The 23,262-nt window shown below is 69.7% G+C and carries 26 protein-coding genes; 12 read left to right on the top strand and 14 right to left on the bottom strand.

Going from position 1 to position 23,262, the window contains the following annotated elements:
- Positions 1-248 precede the first annotated feature (248 nt).
- Positions 249-1,196 carry a sigma-54 dependent transcriptional regulator gene (locus ABFG95_RS28830; protein ID WP_348995242.1) on the bottom strand — a complete coding sequence of 316 codons (948 nt, stop codon included), beginning with the start codon at positions 1,194-1,196 and terminating at the stop codon, positions 249-251.
- A gap of 174 nt (positions 1,197-1,370) precedes the next feature.
- Here ABFG95_RS28830 and ABFG95_RS28825 point away from each other — a divergent pair, with 174 nt between their 5' ends.
- On the top strand, positions 1,371-2,741 hold the full coding sequence (locus tag ABFG95_RS28825) for a sigma-54 dependent transcriptional regulator (RefSeq protein WP_068950142.1): 1,371 nt from the start codon (positions 1,371-1,373) through the stop codon (positions 2,739-2,741).
- Between the two features lie 22 nt (positions 2,742-2,763).
- On the opposite strand, the gene ABFG95_RS28820 is transcribed toward ABFG95_RS28825, so the two are convergent.
- Positions 2,764-3,159 (bottom strand): hypothetical protein, encoded by a 396-nt coding sequence (locus tag ABFG95_RS28820; protein ID WP_082878715.1) that lies wholly within the window; start codon positions 3,157-3,159, stop codon positions 2,764-2,766.
- A gap of 153 nt (positions 3,160-3,312) precedes the next feature.
- On the opposite strand from ABFG95_RS28820, the gene ABFG95_RS28815 reads away from it, so the two are divergent.
- The gene (locus tag ABFG95_RS28815) at positions 3,313-3,591 is read left to right on the top strand and encodes a hypothetical protein (protein ID WP_348995241.1); all 279 of its coding nucleotides are present in this window, start codon (positions 3,313-3,315) and stop codon (positions 3,589-3,591) included.
- A gap of 61 nt (positions 3,592-3,652) precedes the next feature.
- Here the strand turns inward: ABFG95_RS28815 and ABFG95_RS28810 are convergent, their stop codons facing one another.
- Entirely contained in the window at positions 3,653-3,940 is a 288-nt protein-coding gene (locus ABFG95_RS28810) for a DUF378 domain-containing protein (RefSeq protein ID WP_049073593.1), read from the bottom strand.
- 127 nt (positions 3,941-4,067) lie between these two features.
- Here ABFG95_RS28810 and ABFG95_RS28805 point away from each other — a divergent pair, with 127 nt between their 5' ends.
- Complete coding sequence (locus ABFG95_RS28805; protein ID WP_175147046.1) at positions 4,068-4,661, top strand: hypothetical protein; 594 nt, start codon at positions 4,068-4,070, stop codon at positions 4,659-4,661.
- A gap of 30 nt (positions 4,662-4,691) precedes the next feature.
- On the top strand, positions 4,692-5,312 hold the full coding sequence (locus tag ABFG95_RS28800; protein WP_336729615.1) for a DUF4142 domain-containing protein: 621 nt from the start codon (positions 4,692-4,694) through the stop codon (positions 5,310-5,312).
- Positions 5,313-5,337: 25 nt separating this feature from the next.
- On the opposite strand, the gene ABFG95_RS28795 is transcribed toward ABFG95_RS28800, so the two are convergent.
- Together ABFG95_RS28795 and ABFG95_RS28790 are read right to left on the bottom strand one after the other, a co-directional pair.
- Positions 5,338-6,222: an SDR family oxidoreductase gene (locus ABFG95_RS28795; protein ID WP_348995240.1), complete on the bottom strand. Its 885-nt coding sequence runs from the start codon at positions 6,220-6,222 to the stop codon at positions 5,338-5,340.
- Between the two features lie 108 nt (positions 6,223-6,330).
- The gene (locus ABFG95_RS28790) at positions 6,331-6,672 is read right to left on the bottom strand and encodes a DUF883 family protein (RefSeq protein ID WP_049073597.1); all 342 of its coding nucleotides are present in this window, start codon (positions 6,670-6,672) and stop codon (positions 6,331-6,333) included.
- A gap of 259 nt (positions 6,673-6,931) precedes the next feature.
- On the opposite strand from ABFG95_RS28790, the gene ABFG95_RS28785 reads away from it, so the two are divergent.
- Positions 6,932-7,189, top strand: a complete 258-nt coding sequence (locus ABFG95_RS28785; protein WP_063568946.1) for a hypothetical protein — start codon at positions 6,932-6,934, stop codon at positions 7,187-7,189.
- Between the two features lie 18 nt (positions 7,190-7,207).
- Here the strand turns inward: ABFG95_RS28785 and ABFG95_RS28780 are convergent, their stop codons facing one another.
- Positions 7,208-8,239 (bottom strand): DNA topoisomerase IB, encoded by a 1,032-nt coding sequence (locus tag ABFG95_RS28780; RefSeq protein WP_348995239.1) that lies wholly within the window; start codon positions 8,237-8,239, stop codon positions 7,208-7,210.
- Positions 8,240-8,369: 130 nt separating this feature from the next.
- Here ABFG95_RS28780 and ABFG95_RS28775 point away from each other — a divergent pair, with 130 nt between their 5' ends.
- The 3 genes from ABFG95_RS28775 to ABFG95_RS28765 all read left to right on the top strand — a co-directional run bounded on the left by ABFG95_RS28775 (position 8,370) and on the right by ABFG95_RS28765 (position 9,399).
- On the top strand, positions 8,370-8,918 hold the full coding sequence (locus tag ABFG95_RS28775; protein ID WP_049073600.1) for a type 1 glutamine amidotransferase domain-containing protein: 549 nt from the start codon (positions 8,370-8,372) through the stop codon (positions 8,916-8,918).
- Positions 8,919-9,040: 122 nt separating this feature from the next.
- On the top strand, positions 9,041-9,202 hold the full coding sequence (locus ABFG95_RS28770; RefSeq protein ID WP_167352789.1) for a hypothetical protein: 162 nt from the start codon (positions 9,041-9,043) through the stop codon (positions 9,200-9,202).
- Positions 9,203-9,246: 44 nt separating this feature from the next.
- Entirely contained in the window at positions 9,247-9,399 is a 153-nt protein-coding gene (locus ABFG95_RS28765) for a DUF3309 family protein (protein WP_049073601.1), read from the top strand.
- A gap of 30 nt (positions 9,400-9,429) precedes the next feature.
- Here the strand turns inward: ABFG95_RS28765 and ABFG95_RS28760 are convergent, their stop codons facing one another.
- Positions 9,430-10,608 carry a PepSY-associated TM helix domain-containing protein gene (locus ABFG95_RS28760; RefSeq protein WP_049073602.1) on the bottom strand — a complete coding sequence of 393 codons (1,179 nt, stop codon included), beginning with the start codon at positions 10,606-10,608 and terminating at the stop codon, positions 9,430-9,432.
- A 110-nt stretch (positions 10,609-10,718) separates the two neighbouring features.
- On the opposite strand from ABFG95_RS28760, the gene ABFG95_RS28755 reads away from it, so the two are divergent.
- On the top strand, positions 10,719-11,660 hold the full coding sequence (locus tag ABFG95_RS28755) for a 2-hydroxyacid dehydrogenase (protein WP_278990695.1): 942 nt from the start codon (positions 10,719-10,721) through the stop codon (positions 11,658-11,660).
- Positions 11,661-11,670: 10 nt separating this feature from the next.
- On the opposite strand, the gene ABFG95_RS28750 is transcribed toward ABFG95_RS28755, so the two are convergent.
- Positions 11,671-12,507, bottom strand: coding sequence for a universal stress protein (locus ABFG95_RS28750; protein ID WP_238909021.1), 837 nt, complete (start codon positions 12,505-12,507; stop codon positions 11,671-11,673).
- A 116-nt stretch (positions 12,508-12,623) separates the two neighbouring features.
- On the bottom strand, positions 12,624-14,735 hold the full coding sequence (locus ABFG95_RS28745) for an FUSC family protein (protein WP_054419601.1): 2,112 nt from the start codon (positions 14,733-14,735) through the stop codon (positions 12,624-12,626).
- A gap of 341 nt (positions 14,736-15,076) precedes the next feature.
- Between ABFG95_RS28745 and ABFG95_RS28740 the strand changes: the two genes are divergently transcribed.
- The 3 genes from ABFG95_RS28740 to ABFG95_RS28730 all read left to right on the top strand — a co-directional run bounded on the left by ABFG95_RS28740 (position 15,077) and on the right by ABFG95_RS28730 (position 17,732).
- Complete coding sequence (locus ABFG95_RS28740) at positions 15,077-15,982, top strand: EAL domain-containing protein (protein ID WP_054419603.1); 906 nt, start codon at positions 15,077-15,079, stop codon at positions 15,980-15,982.
- Positions 15,983-16,161: 179 nt separating this feature from the next.
- The gene (locus tag ABFG95_RS28735) at positions 16,162-16,344 is read left to right on the top strand and encodes a hypothetical protein (protein WP_054419605.1); all 183 of its coding nucleotides are present in this window, start codon (positions 16,162-16,164) and stop codon (positions 16,342-16,344) included.
- Between the two features lie 290 nt (positions 16,345-16,634).
- Positions 16,635-17,732: a DUF748 domain-containing protein gene (locus ABFG95_RS28730; protein ID WP_238909019.1), complete on the top strand. Its 1,098-nt coding sequence runs from the start codon at positions 16,635-16,637 to the stop codon at positions 17,730-17,732.
- 1 nt (position 17,733) lies between these two features.
- Here the strand turns inward: ABFG95_RS28730 and ABFG95_RS28725 are convergent, their stop codons facing one another.
- From ABFG95_RS28725 to ABFG95_RS28705, 5 genes are all read right to left on the bottom strand, one after another.
- A complete protein-coding gene (locus ABFG95_RS28725) occupies positions 17,734-19,893 on the bottom strand; it encodes a TonB-dependent receptor (protein ID WP_278990688.1) in 2,160 nt (719 codons plus the stop codon).
- A gap of 49 nt (positions 19,894-19,942) precedes the next feature.
- Positions 19,943-20,347 (bottom strand): DUF2946 family protein, encoded by a 405-nt coding sequence (locus tag ABFG95_RS28720; RefSeq protein ID WP_049073607.1) that lies wholly within the window; start codon positions 20,345-20,347, stop codon positions 19,943-19,945.
- 79 nt (positions 20,348-20,426) lie between these two features.
- Positions 20,427-21,140, bottom strand: a complete 714-nt coding sequence (locus ABFG95_RS28715) for an MgtC/SapB family protein (protein ID WP_049073608.1) — start codon at positions 21,138-21,140, stop codon at positions 20,427-20,429.
- A 218-nt stretch (positions 21,141-21,358) separates the two neighbouring features.
- The gene (locus ABFG95_RS28710) at positions 21,359-21,733 is read right to left on the bottom strand and encodes a hypothetical protein (protein ID WP_336729598.1); all 375 of its coding nucleotides are present in this window, start codon (positions 21,731-21,733) and stop codon (positions 21,359-21,361) included.
- Between the two features lie 616 nt (positions 21,734-22,349).
- Complete coding sequence (locus ABFG95_RS28705) at positions 22,350-23,261, bottom strand: c-type cytochrome (protein ID WP_068950148.1); 912 nt, start codon at positions 23,259-23,261, stop codon at positions 22,350-22,352.
- Between the last annotated feature and the right edge of the window lies 1 nt (position 23,262).

Here is a 23,262-nt window from a genome sequence, read left to right as displayed (position 1 = left end):
GCGGTCGCCCCGGCGCGGCGGACGGGATTACAAGGCGGCGGTAAATATTGCCGGGAGAGTATTGGCAGGCGAGTGATGCCGGGCTAGTGATGCCGGGCTAGTGATGCCGGGCTAGTGATGCCGGGCGAGTGATGCCAGGCGAGTGATGCCAGGCGAGTGATCCCAGGCGAGTGATCCCAGGCGAGTGATCCCAGGCAGGCGGGGCCGTTGGCGCGCGGTCTTGCCCCCGGCCGGGCCGCCACGGGCCGTCAGGCGACGGCCGGGCCGCCAGCGTCTTTCTCGTAGACGTCCAGCCGGTTGTAGAGGGTTTTCAGGCTGACTCCAAGGGTCTCGGCCGTCAGGCGCTTGTCACCGCCGTGATGGGCCAACGTCGCCAGGATGAAGTCGCGCTGCGCATTGCCCAGCGCCGTGCCGACGGGAAAGATCAGGGCGCCGTCCTTGAACTCGGCGCGTGGCGCGGCGCGGGCGCGGGGCAGCTCGGCATCCAGCTCGTCGTCGCACAGGATGTAGGCGCGTTGCACCGCGTTGCGCAGTTCGCGCACGTTGCCCGGCCAGTCATGGCGGGCGATGGCCTGCAGCATGCGGGTCGAAATGGTCTTGCGCGTCGCGTGGCGGCCGTTCAATTCATCCAGGAAATGCCGCGCCAGCACCGTCGCGTCGCCGTCGCGCTCGCGCAAGGGCGGCACGCGCAGCGGGATCACCAGCAGGCGGTGCAGGAAGTCCTGGCGCAGGCGGCCGTCGGCCACCGAGGCGGCCGGGTCGCGATTGCTGGCGCACAGGACGCGCACATTGGCCCGCAACAGGTCGGTGCCGCCCACCCGCTGGTAAGTGCCGGTTTCCAGCACTCGCAGGAAGTGCACCTGCATGTCGGGCGGCATTTCGGTGACTTCGTCCAGGAACAGCGTGCCGCCGCTGGCGGACTCGAAGTAGCCCGCGTTCTGCGCCACCGCGCCAGTGAAGCTGCCTTTTTCGTGGCCGAACAGTTCGGCGTGGGCCAGCGAACCGCTGATGGCGCCGCAGTTGACGGCGATAAAGGGCTGGTTGGCGCGGTCGCTGGCCTCGTGGATGGCGCGCGCCACCACCTCCTTGCCCGCGCCGCTTTCTCCCACGATGAAGACGCTGGCGTCGGTCTCGGCGGCCAGGCGCACCTGGGTGGCCAGCTTTTGCATTACGGAAGACAAGCCTGAGACATTCATAGTGTTGCCATCGTAGGGGGAGTGGCGCGACACGGATGCGACGAGTTGCAAGTAATCGCAATCTTTAGTGCATCGTATCGAATGTTTACGTCAAAACGCGCCAGCTTCGCTATGCTCAAGCGTGGCCGTAGAGGCACGGGCGCCCCTGCTCGTTCCCTCGGTTCTGGAGATGTCATGCCCCACTTGCTGATCGTCGACGACGACGATGCGATCCGTGAGACCCTGGCCGAGATTGGCCGCGATAGCGGCTTCTCGGTGGCGCTGGCCGCCAGCGTCAAGGATGCCATGATCCAGCTCGAGCGCCAGGCGCCCGACCTGGTGCTGACGGACGTGCGCCTGCCCGAAGGCAGCGGCATGGACATTTTCAAGAACGTGGCGGCCGCCAGCGCCGAGGTCGTGGTGATGACCGGCCACGGTACGCTGGACAATGCGGTGCAGGCCCTGCGCCTGGGCGCGACCGACTATCTGGTCAAGCCGATCTGCATGGAGCGCCTGAACGAGATCATGGCGCGCATCGTGTCCAACTCCGGCGGCGAGCCCGCCGGCCTGCCGTTCGAGGAACCGGGGCGGTTTGGCAAGATGTACGGCACCTCGGCGCCCATGCGCGAGCTGTATCGCCAGATCGGGCGCGTGGCGCCCACCGACGTCACCGTGTTGCTGATCGGCGAAAGCGGCACCGGCAAGGAACTGGCCGCGCACGCCATCCATGAATTGAGCGCGCGCCGCCAGCGGCCGTTCATCGCCGTGAACTGCGGCGCGATCTCGCCACACCTGATCGAAAGCGAGATGTTCGGCCACGAACGGGGCAGCTTCACGGGCGCCGACCGCCAGCACAAGGGCTACTTCGAGCGCGCCGACGGCGGCACGCTGTTCCTGGATGAAGTCACCGAGATGCCGCTTGACCTGCAGGTCAAGCTGCTGCGGGTGCTGGAGACCGGCCGGTTCATGCGGGTCGGCACCAATCGAGAGATCGCCTGCGACATCCGCATCGTCGCCGCCACCAACCGCAACCCTGAACAGGCGGTACAGGAAGGCAAGCTGCGCGAGGATCTTTATTACCGGCTCAATGTATTTCCGCTGCAATTGCCGCCGCTGCGCGAGCGTGGCGAGGATGTTCTGTTCCTGGCCGAACGCTTCCTGCAGGCGCAGAACGAAGAGACGGGACGGTCAAAGGCTTTCGCCCCCGGGGCGGCGCAGACGTTGTCGCAGTATGAGTGGCCGGGCAATGTCCGCGAACTGAAGAATTTCGTGCGCCGCGCCTTCATCATGGCCGAGGGCGATGAGCTGGACGCCGAACTGCTGGCGCCGCAGGTGTCGCCGAGTGGCGACATTGCCGGCGGACAGGTCAGCCTGCCTGTCGGCGAAACCCTGGCGGAAGCGGACCGGCGTTTGATCCTGGCGACGCTGCAGCGCTGCAAGGGCGTCAAGAAGCAGGCCGCGGCGGTGCTCGGCATCAGCCCCAAGACGCTCTACAACCGGCTCGAGGAGTACGCGGCGGCAGGCTACGTGCTGCCCGGCGAGGCGCGGCAGGACGCCGCGCCCTGACCGGAAACCCGCCGCCGGCCGGTTACTTGCCGTAGCGCGTCTTCAGGTCGGCCATGCAGGCGTCCTTGGCATTGCCCGACATGGCGTCGCACTTTTCCTTGCCCACCTTGTAATCGGCGTCGTTGCGGGCCTTGGCCGCGTCATGGTTGGCCTCGGCCTTTTCCTTGCCCGCCTTGGCGTCCGCCTTGGCCTTGTCGCGATTGGCCTCCGCCTGTTTCTGGCAAACATCCTTCTGGTTGCCCTTCATGGCGTCGCATTGCTTCTTGTCCATTTTGTACTGATCGTTGATCTGCTCATTGCTGCGCACCGGCGCGGCGCCGGAGGACGTCTGCGCGGAAACGGGCAGGGCGAGCGCCGCCAGGCAGACGGCGGCAGCGGGAACGAGCGTCATGGACAGGCGGATCTTGGACAGATTCATGGCTGACTCCTTTGGATTGGCGTGACCGGAGAATGGTCACTCGCTTGCCCGGAGCAATTGGCGTGCCCGGCGATCGGGCACGCCAATTGCGGCGGACCGCGCCGCATCGTGAAGACGGGCCGCCGCCGGCGCCCATGCCCAGGGAGAGACGACATGACCAACAAGACCGACACCCACGAATCCCGCGCGAACGTCAGGCGGCCGGACGACGAAACCGCGAAGTCGACCGCGGAACCGGGCGGCCAGGCCAACGCGCCGCGCAGCGACACCGCCGCGGCGCACCAGAGCGGCAAGTTCGGGGCGGATGAGCCGCAGCGCGAGCGCGCCGCCAAGCCTCGGCGTGGCGCCGACGATCAACCGCACCCGAAAGGCCCCGAGTATGAAGAGGGTGGCCAGTATCCGGGCACGCGCAAACCCGCGGCGGGACGCTAGCGCACGTTGGCGCGGACCCGTCCGGAGCCGGGGTGTTTTTGCTAAAGCTCGCCGGCCCGGTTCAGGTCTCGTCGCCCGCGAGGCGGAACAACAGCACGACGCAATGCAGCGCCGCCAGTCCGACCAATCCATAGACCATGCGGCCGCCCGCGAAGCCGGGCAGCATCAGCGCGAACACGTCGAGGTTGACGGCGGCGATCAGGCCGCTGTTCAGGCCGCCGGCAACCAGCACGACCAGCGCCGCCCAATCGAGCGGGCGCAGGCCAACCCGGTCCTCCGGCCCCAGGGGCGCGAGGGAGGGCGGGCTGGCCGGCACGGCAATCTCGGTTTCTTCGTCATAGGTCAGCATGTTCCCTCCCGGGGACCCGGTTCTCATTGAATCCTCAGCAAGCCCCGTGCCTTGAGGCACGTGCGGGCATGGCAGTTGCTGCCCGTTGAGCAGGGCCGATGGCGGGCCAAGCCGATAGGAGATTGTCATGTCCCTGATTGTCGCAGCGCGCTTCCAGACGTTCGACGAAGCCACGCAGGCCACCCAGCGCCTGCGCCTCGAAGGCTTCTCCGAAGACGACATCCATACGTTCTACATCAACACCGCTGGCGAGCATGCCCGATTCCCGCTCGGCGGGGACCGCGCCGCCGACCCGGATGCGCGCGGCGCGCACCTGGGTGCCCTGGCGGGCGCGTCGCTGCTGGGCCTGCTGTTCGCCCTGGTCGGCGGGCTGGTGGCGTTGTGGGCTGGCGCGGCCACGCTGGTGATCGTGGTGGCCGCCGGCGCCGGCGCCTACATCGGCGCGCTGGCGGGCGCCTTGCGGGTGGCGGGCCGGGGCCGGGGCAGGCCGCGGTCGAGGGTCCCCGCCGCCCCTGACGCGCACCCGCCGCTGCGGCAGGCCGGGGTGATGCTGGCGCTGCCCGTGCCGCCCGACCGTGAAGCCGCGGCCAGGCAGGTCCTGCGCGATGCCGGCGGGCACGACATCGAGCGGGCCCAGGGCCGTTGGCTGGATGGCAAGTGGGAGGACTTCGATCCCCTGAAGCCGCCGCGCCACGTCGAGGCGCCTTCCGGCGCGCAATGACCCGCCGACAGGGCGGGATGGGAGACAGACATGAACAAGAAAACGCTGTGGCGCGGTCTGTTGGCGGCCTGCCTGCTCGCTTTGCTGGCCGCGCCGCTGGCGGCCCGCGCCGCGCAGCCAAGCGCGGCGGACAGCCATTTCCTGCAGGCCGCCGCCGCCGCCAATGCGTTTCAGGTGCTGGCCGCGCAAGCCGCCGAGAAACGCGCAGGCAGCACCGAGGTGCGCACCTTCGCGGGCAAGATGCAGGCGCGCCACCAGGAACTGGATGCCGATCTCAGGCGCCTGGCGGGGGACAAGCGGGTGCCGCTGCCTTCCAAGCCCGAGCCGTCGGACCAGCGCACGCTGGAAGCCCTGGCGGGCAAGACCGGCACGGCCTTCGATGCGCTTTACATCGACCAGGTCGCATTGGCCGCGCACGTCCAGGCGGAAATGCTGTACCGCACGGCGGCCACCCAGGCCGCCGATGCCCAGATCCGGGCATTTGCCGCCCGCCACCAGCCCGCGCTGGCCGACCACCTGGCGCTGGCGCGCGCGCTCAAGCGCGACCCCGCGGCCAATCCGACCCAGGTTCCGCCGGCCACGCGCGGCGAGCCGCCGGCGGTGTCTCCGGCCGAGCGCAACGCGCCCGCTTCGGTGGCTCCGCAGAAGTAGAAGTAGGGAAGCGGCGGCGGCCGCCTCAGTCGCCGGCGCTGCCGGTGATGGGCAGCACGATGCCGGTGATGTAGCTGGAGCAGGCGGGCGCGGCCAGGAACACATAGGCCGGCGAGATTTCCTCCGGCTGGGCCGGCCGGCCCAGTTCGGTATCCTGGCCAAACGACTTGATTTCCTCGGCGTCGCGATCGGCCGGATTCAAGGGCGTCCACACCGGGCCGGGCGCCACCGCGTTGACGCGGATGCCCTGGCCCGCCAGATTCGACGCCAGCGAGCGGGTGAAGGCATGGATGGCGCCCTTGCTGGTGGAGTAGTCGAGCAGGCCGGCGCTGCCGCGCAGGCCGGTGACCGAGCCGGTGTTGATGATGCTGGCGCCGGCGCGCAGGTGTGGCAATACCGCGCGCGCCATGTAGAAATAACCATAGATGTTGGTGCGCAGCGTCTTGTCCCATTTTTCATCGCTGATGGCCTGCAGGCCATCGTCGTGATCCTGGAACGCGGCATTGTTCACCAGCACGTCGAGTCGGCCAAACGCCTGCGCCGCCTGGGCCACCGCCTGGTCGCAGAAGGCAGAGTCGCGCACGTCGCCAGCAATGAGCAGGCAGCGGCGGCCCTCGGCGCGGACCGCGCGCTCGGTTTCGCGGGCATCTTCATGTTCGTTCAGATAGACGATGGCGACATCGGCGCCTTCGCGCGCGAACAACACGCTGACCGCGCGGCCGATGCCGGAATCTCCGCCCGTGACGATGGCGGCCATGCCGGCCAGCTTGTCGCTGCCCCGGTAATCGGGCGCCTGGTACTGCGGCGGCAGCGCCATCGCGCCCTCATCGCCAGGTTTTTGCAGATGCTGGCCGGGCATGGGCGGCGCCGGATGGGGGCGTGCTCCGGTGGGCGGGTGGGGTTTGGACATGCGTATCTCCCTGTATCACCGACGCGGATGCGTCGCAGGCAGACGCGAGCAACTGCTATGCCCGCGCGCGAAGCGGCGCCCGCCGCATCGCGCGCGGCCGACAGGGGATTACTGCCGGCCCACCACCACGCCGAACAGGAACGCGGCGCCAGCCACCAGGCCGATGGCCTGCCAGGGACGCGCATGGATGTACTGCTCGGTGCAGTCGATGGTCTCGCGCACCATGTCCTGGGCGCTGTCGGACGCTTCACGCAGGCTGTGGCGCGTGTCGCGCAACTGCTCGGCCAGGCGCGCCTTGAGCGCTTCCAGGTCGGTGGCGGAAGCATCGCTCAGCGTGGCCTCCAGGTCGTCGATCCAGCTTTCCGGATGGCGACGACGGCGGCGCAGGCCGCGTTCATCGGGACCGTTCTCGGGGAAGTCCGAGGGCAGGGGAGTATGGTTATTGGCCATGTGGGTACCTCCTGGAGTCTGCGTTGGCGAAAACATGGCCGCGATCCGCTGCGGGCGCGGCGCATGGGAAAAGGCTGGCATGCATCGGCCCGTCGCGGGGTCTTGCATTGCATCTCGTTGTGAATGTTCGTTTTACCCAGGAACGGCCGCCCCTGCGCGCAATGCCACATCCGCTTGCAATTTGGGCGGTGGATCGATTTTCGCGCGGGCGGCGGCGCCGTAGCATGGATGGTGTCATCCCAACCAAACGGAAAACGCCATGACCGCCAGCAAACGGCCCGACCCCAAGCCTGCCCATCCATCCGCGACGGCCAGCGAAAGGCCCGAGGGCGGCAAGCTCCTGCCGCCGCGCGCGCCCGTCGACGTGCCCCGTCAGCCGCCCAAGCCCACCGCCGCCACGCCCGACGAGGCCGCGCGCGATGGCCGCCGGGTGGCGGACGATGGCACCGAGTCGAACTGGGCCGACAACGCCAAGCCGCAGCCGCGCGCCAAGAACGCCCGCTCTTCCATCCTGTAGCCGCGGCGTCCCTGGCCGTCATGCGTCGCGCAGGAAGGCCAGCAACCGGCGTTCGTCGGCGCTCAGGCCGCGCGGCCCCGCCGGCGCGGCCGCCCGTGGCGGCAGCCGGCCCGCCAGATAGGTCTCGATGATCGCAGGGTGCACGTAGCAGGCGCGGCACACGGCCGGCGTGTTGGCCAGGCGCCGCGCGACCTGCCGGATCACGTCCACCACCTCCTGGCGCGCCTGCCGTTCGTCCTGGTAAGGCCGTCCCTGCAAGGCCGCGTAGGCCAGGACCGAGCCGGCCCAGGTGCGGTAGTGCTTGGCGGTGAAATCGCCGGCGCCGGCCGCGCGCAGATAGGCGTTGACCGTTTCCGAATCGACCCCGTGGGGCTCGCCGCGCTCGTCCAGGTACTGGAACAATTGCTGCCCGGGGATGTCCAGGCAGCGCTTGGCCACACGGGCGATGCGCCGGTCCCGCACCGTCACGTCGTGCGCCACGCCACTCTTGCCGCGGAAGCGCAGGCGCAACTGGTCGCCGCGCAGCGTGGCGTGGCGCCGCGTCAGCGTGGTCAGGCCGTAGGAACGGTTGGCGCGGGCATATTCACGCGCGCCGATGCGGATCAGCGTGTCTTCGAGCAGGCGCACCACCACGGCGATGACCTTGGCCTGGGGCAGGCCGGAGGCACGCAGGTCGCGTTCCGCCTGGCGGCGGATGCGCGGCAGCCGGGCGCCGAATTCGGCGAGGCTCTGGTATTTGGTGGCATCGCGCTGGCGCGCCCAGTCGGCGTGGTAGCGATACTGCTTGCGGCCGCGCGCATCTCGGCCGGTGGCCTGCAGGTGGCTGTGCGCCAGCGGGCTGATCCAGACCTCCTGGTAAGCGGGCGGAATCGCCAGGGCGCGGATGCGCGCCAGCGTGGCGGGGTGCGTGATGCGCTTGCCGTCGGTATCGAAATAGTGAAACGTCGTGCCGTTTACCCGCGCCCGGGTGTAGCCGGGCCGGGTGTCGTCCAGGTAGACCAGATTCCCGTCGACGTCGCGCGCCGCCGCCTCCTGACCGTGGTTCGCCATTGCCTCTCCTGACAGTCGCCGGGCCCGGAGCAAGCGCCGTGCCCGTCGGCCCGTCCTGGCGGCGTTCGCCGGGCTTGCGGCGGGAACGCCGCTTGCTGAGGGGCTTGTTGACGTAACCAGGGAGCTTTGCATGACCAAGACACTGCAGGACTTCAATGTCGCCATCCTGGTGGTGGATGGCTTCGAGCAAGTGGAGCTGACCGAGCCGCGCGACGCCCTGCGAGCGCAAGGCGCGCGCGTGGCGATCGTGTCCGCAAGGCGCGGGCCGGTGCAGGGCATGCGCCATCACGACAAGGGCGAGCGGGTCGAGGCCGACCTGATCTTCGCCGAGGCCCGCGAGGAACTGTTCGACGCCGTCCTGCTGCCCGGCGGCGTGATCAATGCCGACGAGATCCGCCTGCACCCCGAAGCCCGCGCCTTCGTGCGGGCCATGCACGAGGCCGGCAAGCCCCTGGCGGTGATCTGTCACGGCGCCTGGCTGTTGATCTCGGCGGACCTGGTCAGGGGACGCAAGATGACCAGCTGGCCTTCGCTGCAGGACGATCTGCGCAATGCCGGCGCCGAATGGGTGGACGAGGAAGTGGTGGTTGATGGCCGCTGGATCAGCAGCCGCAAGCCGGATGACATTCCCGCCTTCAACCGCGAGCTGTTGCGCGTGTTTGCGCTGGCGCGCCCCTAATGTGTAGCGGGTCGCGACGCAGCCGCGCCCGCACGAAATTCCCCTCGGCGCCATGGCGCGCAGGGGCGCGAAGCCGGAATCTCCCGGCCGCGCGAAAGGCAGTGCCATTACAGGAGAACGCCATGTCAGCGCATCTGTACCTGCATGTCCCGCCCAAACCGGAACCGATTCCGCCGGGCTCGCCGCCCGGCGACCTGCCGGTCGATCCGGACACCGATGAACCGGAGGTGGACCTGCCGCCGCTGGATCCGCCCTTCAAGGAAAAAGTGACAAAGGTCCATTGAAAAGGGGCGACACCGTCCCGCGATCAAGAACAATAGGAGTCATCATGTCGACCATTTTGCTGATCATCCTCATCCTGCTGCTCGTCGGCGCCGTGCCCGCGTGGCCATACAGTCGCGGCTGGGGCTATTACCCCAGCGGCCTGCTGGGGATCGTGCTGATCGTGTTGATCGTGCTGCTACTGACAGGACGGCTGTAGCGGCGCTTTATCCCGGGCAGGCGGCGACGCTCAGGCCTGGCGCGCGCTTCGCGCGCGGGCCTGTGCCGCTTCGCGCCCGCGATGCTGCAGGCGCCGCCGGTTGATCCAGAAGATCACCCCGGTCACGAAGAACAGCAGCGGCAGCAGCCCCAGGACGGCCGTCAGGATGCGGGTCGGCAAGCCGTACAGGCTGCCGGAATGCAGCGGGAACATCAGCGCAAGGAAACGCTGGGCGGGCGTGCCGGACAAGGGATCGGCGCCAGACAGGCGCGCGCCGTTGCGCATATCGATGAACCAGCGCAGCGTGCCGACGGGCTGCCAGTCGTCGGCGCGGCGCATGCGTGCCTGATAGACGCCGCGCGCCGGATCGCGTCGCAGCATCACCAGGGTGGCATCGGCCGGCGACAGTTCGCGCGCCTTCGCGGCGGCGCCATCCCAACCGATTTCCGCTTCGCCGGGCGCCAGCGGCGCCAGGGCCGCGGCGCGCGCGTCGGGCGGCACGGTCGCGACGCTGGCGACCAGTTGCCGGCCCAGTTGCGGCAGGCCCATGAAAAAGCCGGTGCCGGCCACCACCAGCAGCAACAGCGCGGTGATCAGGCCGGCGGCGCGGTGCAGTTCGTAGCTGGTGCGGAAGGCGCTGACGCCGCGCGTCACCGACAGCGAACGGCGCCAATGCCCCGGCCGCGGCCAGGCCAGGTAGATGCCGCCGAGCAGCAGGGCCACCCAGGCCAGCGCCAGCCAGCCCAGCACTTCGCGACCGGTCTTGCCCTGCAGCAGGGTCATGTGCCAGCGCAACAACAAGGGCATGAGATGGGCGCGGTCGAGCGTGACGGCGTCGCGGTCGCGGCTGGCCAGCAGCAGGCCGGTGCAGGCGTCCACGCCCGCTTCATTGGCCGTGGTCTCCGCGTGCTTGAACTGCACCCGGTAGCTGTCGCGTGGCGCCTGCGGCAGCGTGATGGCGCCGACCGTGGCGCCCGGCCAGGCCTGTTGCACGGCGCGGGCCGCGGCAGAGGGCGGCAACGGCGCGGCGCAGTGTCCGGCCGTGTTGCGCAGCATCGGGGCGTTCAGCCAGCCGTCAAGTTCGTGGTCGAAGGCCAGCAGGCTGCCGCTCAATCCCGCCAGCACCAGCACCAGGCCCAGGACCAGGCCCGTCCACCGGTGCAGGAATGACACGGCGGTGCGCAGGGACTTGCGGAACTTGGCTTTCATGGAATGGTCGACGGCGGGCGAGGCGGGTGGCGCGCAATTGTACCGAGGCGTAAGATCGGCCGGCGTCTTTTTTGGCGCCTCGCATTTTCCCGCTTCCGGTCCGCAGCAACATGACGATCCCCCTCCTGATACTGATAGACAGCGTGCACGATTTCCTGCCCGCGATCGAAGACCGCGGCTTTCGCTGCATCCTTGCCACCACTCCCGCCGCCCGCGCCCAGGCGATCCGCGACCATGCCAACGAGATCCGCGTGGTGCTGACGCGCGGCGCCACCGGCTTTCATGCCGACGAGATGGCGGCCCTGCCGAAGCTGGAGCTGATCTGTTCGCTGGGCGTCGGCTTCGAGAACATCGACGTGGCCGCCGCCCGCGCGCGCGGCCTGCATGTGACGCACGGTCCGGGCGCCAACGCCACATCGGTGGCCGATCACGCCATGGCGCTGCTGCTGGGCGCGGCCCGCCATCTGCCGCAGGCCGATGCCTGGGTGCGCCAGGGGCACTGGAGCGGTTTCATGGGGCCGCAGATTTCGGGCAAGCGCCTGGGCATCCTGGGGCTGGGCACCATCGGCCTGGAGATCGCCCGGCGCGGCGCCAACGGCTTTGGCATGACGGTGGGCTATTACAACCGTCGTCCGCGCGCCGATTGCGGCTACGCGTATTACGACAGCCCGCGCGCCCTGGCCGACGCCAGCGATTTCCTGGTGGTGGCCACGCCCGGCGGCGCCGGCACGCGCCACCTGGTGGACGCGCCGGTGCTGGAAGCGCTCGGACCGCAGGGCTATCTGGTGAACATCGCGCGCGGCAGCGTGGTCGATACCAACGCGCTGATCGCGGCGCTGGCGGAGCGCCGCATCGCCGGGGCCGGTCTGGATGTGGTGGAGGGCGAGCCGGTGGTGCCGCCGGCGCTGCTCGGCCTGGACAACGTGGTGTTGACCCCGCACAGCGCGGGCCGCTCGCCCGAGGCGGTGGCGGCCACGGTGGCGCTGTTCCTGGACAACGCCACCGCGCATTTTTCCGGCAGGCCGGTGCTGACGCCGGTGCCGCAGGGCTGAAAAACCGGCCTCAGTGCGAGAACATGATCGGCACGGTCATGCTCTTGAGGATCGAGGCGGTGGCGCCGCCCATCGCCCATTCGCGCAGTTTGCTGTGGCCGTAGGCGCCCATGACGATCAGGTCGGCGCTGTGGTCGGCCGCGGCGTTCAGGATGGTGCTGCCCACGCCCACCCCCTTGATGTCGCGGCGCACGTGGTCGGGCGCCGGCATGCCCTGGGCGATGCAATAGGTGGCCAGGTCTTCGAATGGCACCGAGGCCTCCTTGCGCGAGGCGGCGCCTTCGTCCATGGTCAGCACCACCAGGTGCGAGGCCGTGCGCAGCAGCGGGGCCGCGTCGGCCAGCGCGCGGGCGGCTTCGCGGCTGCCGTCCCAGCAGTACAGCACGCGCTCCCCGAGCGTCGGGAAATCGCCGCTGGAAGGCACCACCAGCACGGGCCGGCCGGCGGTCAGCAGCGTCTGTTCGACGAACTCGACCTCGTGCGCGGCTTCCACGTCCTCGGGGTTTTCCTGGCTCACGACCAGCACGTCGCTGGTGCGGCCGAACCGCGCCACGCAGGCGCTGGGAGAACCCTCGCCCGCGCGCACCGAGGCCGGCACGTCGAGGGCGGCGGCCGCCTCCAGGAAGGCGTTCTGCACGGCGGTGCGATTCTGCGCCTGCAGGTCGCGGATGACGTTGAGCGTGCGCGACAGCATCACCGATTCGCCGTAGTAGTACTGTGGCGGCGCCGAGCTGGCGTAGATGCCGACCAGTTCGGCCTGGTGGCGTCTGGCCAGGGCCAGCGCCACGCGGGTACGGCGGGGGCAATCGAATCCGTGGTCCAGGTGGACGGAAATGCGGCGATACATGGCGGCCTCCTTTTGTGCGCGGTAGGCCTCCATCGTTGCGCGTTCCAGGCCTGGCGCCCTTGATGCGCGTCAAGCGCCCCGCAGTTTGGCGGGGTCGCCGCAAGCCCGCGGCCATTTCAGGCCTGTTGCACCCGGTCGCGTAACTGGCGCACCTGGCGCGCCTGTTGCGCGATGCGCGCCAATGGCCCGGCCAGCTCGGGCGCGGCGGCGGCAAGCGCCGGCGGCACCGCCCACTGACGGATGTCGGCCGCCGGCGCGGGCTCCTGCGGATGCAGCGCGTGCGCCAGGGCCAGGCCATAGTCGCGCAGGGCCGGCGCCGCCGCGCTGTCCGGCGACAGGGCGGGCTGGATCTCCAGCACCGTGCCGGCCGCGGTGACCCGGCGCATGGCGTTCAGCAGGTTCACGGCGGTGTCCACGTTGCGGTCGCGGTGCACCGGATTCTGCTGCAGGCGCTGCAGCGAGGCCTCCGCGTTGTCGGCCGACAGGCAGGCCTGGCGGCGCAAGCCGACGATGTCCAGGTCTTCCCCGGCGCCGCTCTTGGCGCGTGCCAGCGCCAGCGCGTAGGCGGCATGCCGCTCCAGTGCGCGGCTGAGCGCGCCCGCCAGTTGGCGCGGTTCCTTTTCCGGCCACACCAGGAATCCCACCAGCAGCGCCAGCACGCCGCCCAGCACGCTGTTGAACGCGCGCAGCGCCGCCAGCATGGGTTCATAGATATCCGGTTGCTGGATATGGCTGACCAGCACGAATTGCGAGGTCAGGAAAAAGGTGAACAGCGCGTAGTGGATGGTGCGGGCGGCAAAGGTGCCCAGCGCGATCGGCAGCACCGCCAGCGCCACCGACAGCGGCGTGCTCAGCAGCAGCCCCAGCAGCGAGGCGCCGATGGCGCCGGCGACGCTGCCGAGCACGCGCTCGATGGTGCGCTGCCAGGTGGTGGCGAAGTAGGGCTGCAGGATGAACACCAGCGTCAGCGACATCCAGTAGCCGTGGTTGACCGCAAAGGTCTTCGACAGCGCGACCGCGATGGTGGCGCCGATGCCGACGCGCAGGGCGTGGCGGAAGGCGTCGGATTCGAATCGCAGGTTCTGCCGCAGGCTGCGCCAGGCGGCCCGGATGGGAGAATCGACGCGCGTGGCCTGGGCCGGCGCGGCCGGGGCGGCGCCCTCGTCGAACAGCGCGTGCCCGACGGCCTGGGCGGTCTGCTGCAGCCGGTCCAGCACCGGCACCATGGTGGCCAGGTCGGGCGCATGGGCCAGGGCGGCGCCGCGCAATTCGTGCAGGCCCGCGGCGAAGTGCGCCAGGCGTTCGCGCAGGCAGTCGGCCTGCCGCGCATCGCTGACGTCCGAGGTGCTGGCGATGGCGTTGGCCACGCTGGCGTAACGGTGCAAGGCGTGCGACAGGTTGGCGCCGGCCGCGCGGCCGAGCCAGCGCGGCGCGTTCGATTCGAGCAGGTCGGCCGCCGCGACCAGCGCGATGAAGCTGTCTTCGGCGCTATCGAGCAGGTAGAACAATTGCTGCGCGCGCGCGCGTCGCGACGGCCGCGCGTCCTGGACCTCGCGGATACGCACGCGGGCGGCCTCCAGGGCGGCGCGCACGCCGCTGCGCTGCGGCCGGGTGACGGCGCTCCAGGCCTGGGGGCCGGCGGCAGGCGCCAGGCCTGAGTACATGCGCGCCAGGGCGTCGGCGAAATCGGCCAGCCCGCGGTAACAGTGCGCCACCGCGTGGGTCGCGTCTTTCCAGGGGCGGCGGCGCCACACCAGCGCGGTCATCAGGATCGCCCAGAGCGCGCCGGCCACGAAAAACAGCGTATACGACAGGCTGGCCGCCAGGGTCGGGGCCGGCAATTCCGCCGCCACCACGAAGCCGGCCGACAGCAGGGTGCCGACGATGGCGGCGGCCGGCCCCAGCACGCGCAACAGGCCGCCGAAGGTGCAGCAGGCGAAGGTCAGCGGCAGCAGCAGCCACAGGTGATTGGCGCTGGCGCTGGCCAGCAAGCAGAACAGGGCGCCGATCAGGCCCAGCGCCAGCATCGCGCCGGCGCGCTGGCGCAACGGCCCGCCGGGGTCGCCGAAGCAGGCCCAGAAGGCGGCGATGGCGGTCCAGCCCAGGCGGGGCTCGTGCGCCAGCACGGCAAGAATGACGGGCGCGGCGCTGATGGCGGCGGCTTGCAGGGCGTCCAGCCAGAGGACGTGGCGCAGCGAAAGGCGCCAGCGGGAGAGCAGGGTAGTCACGCGAAAAAGGGGCTACGGGCGGAAAAGTCGCAACGCTACCATGTCGACAAGGCGAAAACCGGGCGATTTTTTTTAGCGTCCGAATATTGCGGTTTTCGCGGAATCGCGTCGATAAATACTACTGGTTACATATATGTGACTTTGGCGCCGCAAGGGTGAATAAATGCCTGGAGTAAATGCGCAAAATCGCATAAAAAAACATTGGCGATCAAATAGCTGGGTAGTGCACAAGGCAGTATGCATTTTTTCTTGCGGCCGCATGTGAATACTCATGTCCATTGTGCCTCGCTCTGCGCCCGGACAGCGCAGGCCGTAAATCGGGGCACGCCAGGAGCGAAGACATGACGCCAACCCACGAGGCTTCCACAAGCTCGGTGGTGAGCGACGATGAAGTCGCCGCCATGATTACCGGCAAAGACGGCCTGCGCGTGCTGCTGCAACCGCAGGTGGACCTGATGACCGGCCGCATCGTATCGGCCGAGGCGCTTGCGCGCTGGCAACACCCCAGGCTGGGCATCGTGATGCCCGCCGAGTTCATTCCCACCGTCAACCGGCTCGGGTTGGATCGCACCCTGTTCGAGCGGGTCGCGCAGCGCGTCATCGACATGCTGCAGACCATGCGCCGTGCCGGCATGGCGATTCCCGTGGCCATCAATGCGCCGGCCTCGACGCTGTCGGATGAGCGCGCGGTCGATTTCCTGCTGGCGCGCATCCATGCGGCCGAACTGCCGGCCTCGCTGCTGCGCGTCGAACTGACCGAGGATCAGCCGATCAAGGAGCTCGATGTCCTGCGCGCCACGCTGGCGAAACTGGAAGAGGCCGGGTGCGAGGTCAGCCTGGACGACTTCGGCACCGGTCACGCGTCCCTGAAATTGCTGTCGGCCATTCCCCTCTCGGAAGTCAAGATCGACCAGTATTTCGTCACCCGCATGCGCCGCAGCGCGGTGGCGTTCGAGGTCTTGCGCACCGCGGCCGAACTGGCTACCCGGATGGGCTGGCGCGTGGTGGCCGAAGGCGTCGAGAACGTCGCGGATATCCCCGCCTTGCGCGCGGCGGGCTGCCGCTACGGCCAGGGCTACGCGCTGGGTCGGCCCATGCCGCTGGACGATCTGCTGATGCGCCTGCGGGTCCAGCGCGACCGCGGCGAACCGCTGGCGGCGCCGGCCAGTTACGCCTCGGCCTGGCTGGATGCCTTCGATCCGCAGGACGCGGAGACCGGCCTGCCGGCCCACGTCACTACGCAGTAAGGGCCGGCTCTCCGCCACCCGCGGCGGGCGGCGCTTTCTACCCTTCATGTCCTGAATTTACCGGTGACGGGACGGTCCGCCCGCCGGCCACGCGCGGCCGCCCGGGCGAGCGCAGGCCCGGGCACGGCGGTTGCTAAGGCATTCCTTGCGGAATGGTTCCGCTTATCAGGAGACTTGCCATGGCAAACCCGAATCAGCCCGATCAGCAAAAGCAGCCGCAAAAACAGCAATCCCAGGAAAGCCCGAAGGATCGCAACCAGCCGGGACAGCAACAACCCGGCCACGGCGGCCAACAGATGGACAAGGACCGCAATCCCGGCCAGCAGCCGGGGCAGGCCCAGCGTCCGCAGACGCAGCGCTGATGCGTTGACGGCCTCGCGCCCAGCCCCCTTTCCGGCCTCGGCGCCGGCAGGGGCGGGGTGAGTGGCGGCGATGCCCGCGCGGATCCCCCTGCGCGGGCATCGCCGCATGCGCGCCCGCGACGTTCCTGGCGCGCGCCGGTCCTGGTGGCTGCGCACCGGTCAGGCCATATGGCTTGCGCGCGGGCTTTGCGCTCGCTATGGTGCGAGGCAGGGCCCGCTGCGCTACCGCTCGGACGCGCGGCCCCTGGCGCGTGACCGCGCGCCGGCCACTCTCTCTCTCGGGACTCACCATGGTCAACCCTCCCGCCGCGTCTCGCCGGCGTCCGTTCGCACGCAAGTTGCCGGCGATCCTGGTGCTGGTCGTTGTCTTGCTGGCGGCGCTGGCATTCGCTGGCAAGTACGTCGCGGAACGGCGTATCGCCGCCCTGTTGGGTCCGCGCGCGCAAGTGGGACAGGTGAGCCTGGGATTCAAGGAAGTGGTGTTGAGCGACGTGAAAATCACCGGCGCCGAGGGCATGGAGCCGGCCAGCGCGCGGCGCGTGGTGGCCGAACCGGAATGGCGCTCGCTGTTGGGCCGCGAAGCCGTGTTCCGCCGCATCACCGTCGAGGATTTCGATTTCACGGTCCTGCGCGGCGCTGATGGCGACATGCAGATTGCCCCCGCGTTGCAAGCGGCACTGCGCCAGGCCGATGGCGGTGAAGCCGGCGCGCGCTCGCCGTTTCGCGCCGATGAACTCATTCTGGACGGCGGCCGTCTCGAATTCGTCGATGCCGCCATCGCCCGGCCGCCCCATCGCATTCCGTTCGACAACGTCTCCGCCAGCCTGCGGCCCCTGGCATTGCCGGCCGATGGCCAGCGCAGCGACATGACGTTCAAGGGCACGGTGCGTGAGAACCGCGTCGGCACGGGCACGGTGTTGGCCACCGGCTCGCTCGAAGTCGGCGGCAGCGATGCCGATATGACCGTGGCGGTGCGCAACATGGATATCCGCTATGCCGCCCCATACCTGGCCGAGAACGGCGCGGGTTCGCTCGCGGGCGGCGCCATGGACCTGGACATGCGCACCACCATCGCCAAGCGGCAATTGAACGCCTCGGGAACGGTGGCCCTGCGCGACCTGAAGTTCAGCGGCGACGGCTCGCTGTTCTCCCTGCCGCGCAAGGCAGTGCTGGCGGCGCTGGAAGACCGCCATGGCACGCTGCGCATGGAATTCAAGCTTGCCGGCGGCCTCGACAATCCCAAGTTCTCGGCCTCGCGCGGATTCGCCGCCCAGATCGCGCGCGGCTTCGGCCACGCCATCGGCGTGGGGGCCGAAGGCGCGGCCAGCGGCGTGGCCGGCGCGGTGAAAGACCTGGGCGACGCGATCTCCGATCTGTTCACCCAATGAATCAGAAGCGGTAGTTGGCGCTCAGTTCGACGCGCCGGCCTTCGCCCAGCAACCATTGGGTCTGGTTGTAGTAGGCGGTTTCGGCGTATTTGCGGTCGAACAGGTTGAATGCCCGCAAGGCCAGGGTCAGGTCGCGGCGCGGCTCCCATTGCAGGGCCAGGTTGGTGGTGGTGTAGCCCGCCATTTCCAGCCGGTTGGCGGCATCCGCGTAGCGCTTGCCGACATAACGCAGCCCGGCGCTGGCCGTCCATTGCGGCGCGAATTTCCAGCTGACCCAGGCATTGGCCAGCCGTTGCGGCACGTCGGTGGGCACATTGCCGGCGCGCGACACGGCCGCGCCGTTGACCGATTCGCTGAAGTCGTCATAGCGGGCCCGCAGCACGGCGGCGTTCAGGTCGATACGCCACGCCGGCGTCAGCTCGACCGCCAACGTCGCCTCCAGGCCGCGCGAGGATTGCTCGCCCACCTGGATGCGCAGCGACGGGTCGTTCGGGTCGCGCGTCACCAGGTTGTTTTTGCGGATGTGATACGCCGCCAGGGTCCACTGGCCCTTGTTGTCCCAGAAGGTCTGCTTGACGCCCACCTCGACCTGGCGGCCCTTGGACAGCTCGAAGTCCTTGTTGGCGGGCGACAGCAACAACAGGCTGCCGATGGGGTCGGCGGCTTCGGCGTACTGGCCGTAGACGGACAGCGTCGGCAATAGTTCGTAGACCGTGCCGATGCGCCAGCCGACGTTGTTGAAGGTGGTGTCGAACGCGGTCCGGTCCGCCACCAGGTCGCGCCGCTTCAGGTCGATGTGGTCGTAACGCACGCCGCCCAGCACCGACCAGCGGCTGGTCAGCATCAGGCGGTTCTCGGCGAACAGCGCGTACTGCTCGGCGGTGTTGCGGTAGCGCGGCGTGGTGCCGGCCACGTTGATGAAACGGCCATGATCGACGTCTTGGGGATCGACCAGCGAAGTGCCCGAGTAGGGCGAGTTGTTGGTGTGCTTGAGGGAGGCGCGGTTCAGCTCGACGCCCACGGCCACCTTGTTGGCCAGGCCGAACAGGCGGCCATCGAAGCTGGCGTCGGTGACGTTGCCGACCTGTTCCTGGTCATGGCGGATGTCGGTGTAGGCGCTGCGCTGGATCAGGCCGCTGGCGGGCTGCCAGGTATAGTTTTCGGCGTCACGGTAGTCGCGGTCGCTGCCGATGTAGTAAAGGCGGCTGCGCACGCGGGTGGCGGGGTTGGGCGTCCATTCCGCTTTCAGTTCGGTGCGGCTGTCGCGGTAGATGATCTTGCTGTCGGCCACGTTGTAGTTCTTGCCGCGCAGGCGGTAGTCGATATCGCCATCGACCAGCGGCGTGCCGAAGTAGCGCGTCGGCTCTTGCCAGGCGTAGGCCTGGGTCAGCGTGAAGTTCAGTTCGGGCGACACGTCCAGGCGCAGCGCCGCCGTGACGGCCAGGTCGCGTGCGTCGCCCAGGCTGATGCCCGAGTCGCCGTGGTTGCCGCTCAGGTCGAGCCGGTACGACCATTTGTCATCCAGCGCGCCGCCGCTGCCGAAGCCCAGCCGCTGCGTGTCGTGGCTGCCGACGGTGGCCTGGATCTCGTTCTCGATCGGGCCGCGGGTGGGCTTCTTGGGAATCACGTTGACCACGCCGCCGATGGCGCCTTCGCCATACAGCACCGAGGCCGGTCCGCGCAGGACTTCAATGCGGTCCACGGCCCAGGGATCGTAGATGAAGGTCTGGCCGACGCCGCCGAACTGGCGCACGCCGTCGTACAGCATCGCCACCGAATTGGAATCGGTGAAGCCGCGCGAGGACAGCGACGAGCCGCCATTGCCGGGATGGCGCAGGGTGCTGATGCCGGCCGCCTGCGTGATGGCGTCGGTGACGGTGACGGCGCCGCGCTCGCGCAGTTGTTCGTTGCTCAGGATGTCGATGCTGGCCGGGGTGTCCAGCGGCGCCAGGCCCAGCAGCGTGCCGGTGCTGGCCTGGTCCAGCAGCGTGGCCGGCGGGGTGGCGCCGGAGACGGCGATGGCGGGCAAGGTGGCGACGCCGGCGGGCGCGGCGGAGGCGGGAACGGACTGGGCGTGCAAGGCGGGAGCGAAGGCGAGCGCGGTCCAGACGGCCGCGCGCCGCGGCAGGACGCGGCGCGTCCTGGCGTAAGAAGGAAACATGGATATTCTCGGTAAGCCAAGGGAGCCGCGCGCGGGCGCGGCACAGCGATCAGCGGGATACCGGGAAGGCGGGCGGGGCGCGGGCCCCCAGCGGCGGGCCGGGCGGGAAACCGTCGGCGACGGCCGGCGGGGCGCGCGCGGCCAGCGGATGGGCCATGACCGCGCCCAGGGCGAGCAGGGGCGCGAGCGACGGCGGCAGGGCCACCGCCGCCAGCATCGCGCCCATGGGGCAGGCCGCTGCCTGCGCCGCATGGCGTTCGTCCGGGGCGTCGCTGTGCCTGGCGGGACCGGCCACCCAGACGGGGCCGGCGGCCGAGCACAACTGGATCAGCGTGCCGCTTTGCTGGGTCGCGGGCATGAAGCCCGGCGGCACCAGCGCCTTGAGCGCGAACAAGGCCAGCACCAGCCAGAGGCGGGCGGCGTCGCGGGCGGGCAAGGGGAAGGGACGGCGCATGATCGGCGCCCATTCTAGGGCGTATCGGCGCCGGACGGAACCCGTCGCCGAGGTGGCCAGGGGTCGGCGACGCGCCCGCCTACACCGTGCGCGCGGCCCAGAAGGCGGTGCGCACGCCCGGCGCGGCGGCGATGCGCGCGGTCACGCGGTCCAGGTCGAGCTCGTCCACCGAGGCCTCGCTCAGCGCCGCCTCGATCTCGACCTCGTGCTCGCCGAACTGGTCGATCTTCAATTCAGACAGGGGCAACTGTTCGGTCTCCAGCACGTCCTCGAGAACGGTCATGGCGGCCTGGCGCTGGTCGACGTGGGCGATGACGTGGATCACGGTGGTGACTTCCGTGGTCTGCGCGTCGACCGGCTGGCGGTTGATGTAGCTGACCACCGGCCGCAGCAGCGTATTGGCCGCGAGCACGAAGGCCGTCGCCGCCAGGGCCTCCAGGATCAGCGAGGCGCCGGCGCAGGCGCCGATGGCGGCCGAGCCCCACAACGTGGCGGCGGTGTTCAGGCCGCGGATGCTGCCGCCCTCGCGCATGATGGCGCCGGCCCCCAGGAAGCCGACGCCGGACACCACATAGGAAATCACGCGCGCGCCGCCGTCGGGGCCGCCGACGCGGAATGCCATGTCGACGAAGATGGCCGCGCCCACCGCCACCAGTGCATTGGTGCGCAGTCCGGCGGTGCGTTGGCGGTACTGGCGCTCGAAGCCGACGATGGACCCGAGCACGAAGGCCGTGGCCAGGCTGATCAGGGTATTGGCCAGCGTCAGCAGCTGGATGTTTTCGAAGTTCTTCATCTTGTTGTTCTCGGGTTCAGCGTGTTGTGCGGGGCGCGCCGGCGGCCGGGTCTTGGCCCGGACGCGGCGCCGCCAGGGGCGGAGCGGCCGTCAGGGCAATTGCCAGACCGAGGCCGCCGTCAGGATGAACGCCAGCACCCACAGCAGCAGCAAGGCCGCCACCCGGGCGACGAGCAGGCATTTGTACGGGTCTTTCATGACAGCCTCCTTTCCGTCGCTCAGGCCGGCAGTACCGCGATGCGGGCGCCGTCTTCGTTTTCCCAGTGCACGCGGCGCACGTCGGGGCTCTGGCCCAGCCGCAGGGCGATGGCGCTGAGCAGGCCGCGCACTTGCGGCGGGCACTGCAGCGTGACCGTGGTGCTGGCGAGCGCGTCGGCATCCGGGCGCGAGACGCGCACGTTCAGCACGCGCAGGTCCAGGGCCTGCAGCTCGTGGTAGAGCTGTTTGCGCAGCGCGTTGAGCGTGTCGGCGACGCTGACGATGGTGAACTGATAGGTGGGGATGGCGGGGCGGGCGGTGGCAACCGGGGCCGCGCCGGCGCCGCGCACGGTGGCGGCGCCATCCAGGAAGGGGAGGAATTTCTTGATGCGCATGATCGTCTCCAGGGGGAGTACGGTGGAAAAGTCCACATGCATGCGCCGCCGATCCGGCACGGCTCGGGCGCAACAAGGCGCGCGGTTCGCGTCGGCAAAGCGGGTATCGGGTAAGGCCCGGGGCGGGGCAGCGGGGCTGCCGGAGCCGGATGGCCGTGTCCTGGCTTTACGCAGGACTCGGCAGAAAACTCTGCGGATCCTGCGTCAAGCGGCGCAAGCAGTCGTGTATCGACTACATCCGTCGTTGTCCACAATGATCTCGGGGTGGTTGAAGGTGCCGCAATTATAGAAAGGCATCAGGGAAAACACCAAGAACAAATTACAGGACGCAAGGAAAGGCCCCCACGCTCCGCCGCTGCGCGGGTCGCTGGCCCCCCAAGGGGGAGCGTTTTTGCCTTGGGGCGGTCCGGCGGAAAGGGAGGCCCCCACGCTCAGCCGCTACGCGGGTCGCTGCCCCCCAAGGGGGCGTTTTTGCCTTGGGGCGGCCCGGCGGCAAGGGAGGCCCCCACGCTCAGCCGCTACGCGGGTCGCTGCCCCCCAAGGGGGCGTTTTTGCCTTGGGGCGGCCCGGCGGCAAAAAAACCGCCCGGCCAATACGTTGGCCGGGCGGGCGGCGTTCAGCGCGGGCCGGCGTAGTACTGGCCCAGGGCCTCGACCTCGCTGTCGGTCAGGCGCTGCGCGAAGGCGCGCATCACGCCCACGTCGTCGTTCTGGCGCGAACCATTGCGGAAGGCGTTGATCTGGTCGGCGAAGTACTCCTTGGACTGGCCCGCCAGGCGCGGCAGCAGCGGCCCTTCGCCCAGGCCGCGCAGGCCGTGGCAGTTGGCGCAGGCGGGCAGGGCGCGGGCGCCGTCGCCGATCTGGTCAAGCTTGCGGGCGGCCTCGCCGCCGGTCTCGCCCACGTGCAGCGGCGGGCCGGCCAGGGAGCCGTAGTAGGCGGCCAATTGGCCGATTTCCTGCTCGCTCAGGCCTTGGGCGACGGTGTTCATCAGTGCCTGCTTGCGCGTGCCCTGGCGGAAATCGGCCAGTTGCTTGGCGATGTACTCCGGCGTCAGCCCCGCCAGGTTGGGGAAGATGCCGCCGGTGGGCGTGATGCCCGCCTGCCCGTGACAGGCGACGCACGCCTGCACGCCGGCGGCCGGCTTGCCGCTGGCCGCGAGCTGCTTGCCCAGCGCGGGGTCGGCGCCTTGCAGATAGCCTTCCCAGGCCGGCCGCGAGGCGCTGAAGTCCTGGGCGCTGCGGCCGGGCACGGGCGCGGCGGCGGCCGGCGTTGCCGCGCCCGCTGGCGTGGCAGCCGCCGGGGCCGCCGCAGCCGGCGACGCCGGTGACGCCGGTGACGCGGCGGCGGGGGCCTGCGGGGCCGGCTTGGCGGCGGGCGCCGGCGCGGGCGGCGCCTGGACCGCCGAGGCACGGATCGGGCCGTCGCCGCCGGTGCCGAACATCTGGTGCAGCGTGGCCAGCAGCGTGATGGCGGGCACGCCCACCATCAACGCCACGGCGATGAGGATGCCATTGCGATGTTCGATCATG

The organism is Achromobacter sp. HNDS-1 (assembly GCF_040084795.1).
GTDB lineage: Bacteria > Pseudomonadota > Gammaproteobacteria > Burkholderiales > Burkholderiaceae_B > Achromobacter > Achromobacter ruhlandii.
This window is presented reverse-complemented; position numbering and strand designations above follow the sequence as displayed.